Origin of the sequence: Rubrimonas cliftonensis (assembly GCF_900107585.1) — a bacterium.
GTDB classification, from domain to species: domain Bacteria; phylum Pseudomonadota; class Alphaproteobacteria; order Rhodobacterales; family Rhodobacteraceae; genus Rubrimonas; species Rubrimonas cliftonensis.
Window position 1 is genome coordinate 1 of sequence record NZ_FNQM01000069.1, and the last position, 2,856, is coordinate 2,856.

General features: G+C 66.5%; 1 protein-coding gene and 2 pseudogenes. 1 reads left to right on the forward strand and 2 read right to left on the reverse strand.

The window, feature by feature from the left end:
* Positions 1-217 precede the first annotated feature (217 nt).
* Positions 218-652 (reverse strand): annotated as a pseudogene (locus BLW43_RS24800) (amidohydrolase family protein); the annotation flags it as partial.
* Positions 653-923: 271 nt separating this feature from the next.
* Positions 924-1,304: pseudogene (locus tag BLW43_RS24805) on the reverse strand (isochorismatase family protein); the annotation flags it as partial.
* A gap of 384 nt (positions 1,305-1,688) precedes the next feature.
* On the opposite strand from BLW43_RS24805, the gene BLW43_RS22490 reads away from it, so the two are divergent.
* Complete coding sequence (locus BLW43_RS22490; protein ID WP_093257149.1) at positions 1,689-2,600, forward strand: helix-turn-helix domain-containing protein; 912 nt, start codon at positions 1,689-1,691, stop codon at positions 2,598-2,600.
* Positions 2,601-2,856: the final 256 nt, after the last annotated feature.

The window sequence follows — 2,856 nt, forward strand, 5'->3', positions numbered from 1 at the left end:
CGCAGCCCAACCAGCGAAGGGTGAGAGGGCTGTGGCCGTCAGCGCGGCCGATCCGGCGAGCATTGTGCGCCGGTCAAGCGGCGCTGCGGCGAGCGTGTCGATCATCGTTGGTCTCCTTGCCACTAGGGCTGAGGCAGCGAAGCAGGCGCAGCCGAGTGCGCCCCAGAAGGGGTGGCGGTCTGCGACTGGGACAGGGCACTCCCACGCGATGCGGTGGTCATGGCCATGGACGCCAGACCCGACGCCGCAGCCGTCCGAGCATGAGCGTGCGTAGCGGCGCAGCTGAGGGGCGTCGGCGCGCATGCCCGGCGTCGGGACGGCGTTCACCGGGCTCCAGTCCGGCGCGGCGGGCGGCAAGGGCGGCGCCATCAGGCCGAAGTCGCCGGCTCTGTGCACGATGCGCCCGCCCATGACGGTCAGCACCGATTCGATGTTGCGGATCTCGTCCGGGCGGCACGGCCAAGTAGTCGGCCGAGAGAACGGCGGGGTCGGCGAAGGCGCCCGGCGCCAGCGTCCACTTCACGTCCGCCTCGCCCGAGAACCACGCCGAGCCCTGCGTCCGGAGCCGAAGCGCCGCCTCGCGGTCGAGCACGTTGCCCTCGTCGTAGACCGACAGCCCGCCGAGCGTCCTGCCGGTGGTCAGCCACCAGAGCGCCCGCCACGGATCGCAGGAAGCAGCGCGCGTCGCGTCGGCGCCGCCGCCGACCGGGACCGCCCGCCTCTAGACGCCACCCGACCGGCGGCGTCGCCTCGGCGGCGTAGCGGCCGTAGCGCTGGACGAAGTACTCGCCCAGAAACGCCATGCGGTGCTGGATCGCGATGCCGCCGCCAGGCGCCGCCATGCGGTGCTGGATCGCGATGCCGCCGTCGTGCATCGCCTCGAGCGCGAAGGAGTTGTTGCACACCTCGGTCCAGAGGCCGGCCACCACCACATTCTTCCGCCCGATCGCCGCCAGCGCGTTGCGCACCTTCCTGTCGTCGCACGACTTCATCGAGGTCCGCTCCAACAGCGGCGCCTTGGGGAAGACGGACAGGATCTCGGGATCGGTGTGGCCCGAGAAGCTCTCGATCTCGACCGTCGTGATCGTGGTCGGGAAGTCGAACACCTTCACGGCCTTCGCCAGCGCCACGACGTTGCTCTGCAGGACCTGTCGGTCGATCGACTGCACGCCGAAAGCCATCTGCGGCTGATGGTCGATGATGATCAGCTGGTTGTTCGAAGGTGTCAGCAGGTCGATTTTACCGGACACGTCTGCTCTCCTTTCGCGCCGGGCCATCACGGATGCGAATTTTTCAAACCGCATCAGGATACTTCGCCAAGCAGGCGAAGGATTTTCCGTAGTGGGCCGACTGCTCGATCCTTGTGAAGTCTCTCAAGGCAAGTGAGCTGTACCGAGCGCTCTTGTGCGCTGCGGCGCTGGAGTTGCTGCGCGGGTGCCGATCTTGCGGTGATTGCCCTCGGGCGACTGGAGCGCGTGCGGATCAATGGCTATGCTATTGACGAACTCACGGAGCGCCTGGCGGCGCTGGCGCCGACAGGCCGAGAAAGAGCCTGCCCGCCTGCTTGTCCCGCAGGTATTGTGGGGGCTGCCACAGGGCGAGATGAGCGGGCGCGGTTGGGCGACGGCCCCGTCGGGCTGCCCGCGCAGATCCCGGCGACAATGTCCACGTCGATAGGAGACACAGTAATGACCGCGCCTGCCTATACGGCGTCCGCCCGGTGGTACCGCGATGGCCACTGCGGATATGATCTACGCACGATAAAGTCTGCAGGTAGAATCCTCGATCTGATTGAGTTTAAGCGACCGGCCGGGGACATGTCTCGTTCAGGCCTCCCGGATCTCGTCCTATGTCAGGACATGAACGGCGGCAGCCGTCTTGTCGGCAACTTGGGAGGAGGCCGTTTCGATGTGGCCAACCAAAAAGGCGACCTCACCGTCGCTGCGCCAAACTTCGCCCTCGCGTCCACAGTCGATACCAGCCAGCAGGTTCGCGCCTTGGCGTTTCCTGTGGCGCAGTGGCAGGAGACGCTGGACGATGCCGCTAGCGGGCGCTTCTCGTTCGACCTTCCCCATATTTATGGCGGCAAGTTCGACTCGCCGGCCATCCGATCAGCGCTTCGGACCCTGTGGGCTCTGTGTGACGAGGAGGGTGCGCCGTCGCGTCTGCTGGCGCGGGCCGCGGGCTGCGAGATCCTCGCCGAACTCTGCCGCTTGGGAGGGGCGCCGTTCCGGCAAGTCAGGGGCGGGCTTGCTCCGTGGGCCGAGCGGCGGTGCCTGGATCTGATGCATGCGCGGCTATCGGAAGACATCAGCCTCGACGAACTCGCAGCCGAGGCGCGGCTCTCGCCGTTCCATTTCGTCCGCATGTTCAAGCGGAGCCTCGGCGTGCCGCCACGCGCGTACCTGACCCGACTGCGCGTGGAAAAAGCCAGCGAACTCCTCGAACGGACGGACCTCCCGATCACCGAGATCGCCCTGGAGGTTGGATACTCGTCGAACCAGGTTCTGGCCCGGGTGTTCACCAGGCATATGCGCGTGACGCCATCCGACTATCGCCGCGCGGTGCGGGATCCGGTGCGCTATGTCGCGATGTCGTGAGTTTCAGTGGCGACGGGCTCCGAGCACCTTGAACTGGTGAACTCGCCCGCACCAGATCGAAGGGTATCGTCCTGAGGCGTTCCAGGGTCCGGGCGCCCTGTCATGTCGGCATTCGGTTCCCTGATACTTAGAGCCCATTAGCGGCCCTGTTTTCCATTGGCGGGGACTCTGTTGAGCAAATCACGGCTGGGCCGGATTTCCCCTTTCCCCGGACGGACTCATCCTATGGCTTCGGTGACGGGTATGCCGAGGGCGG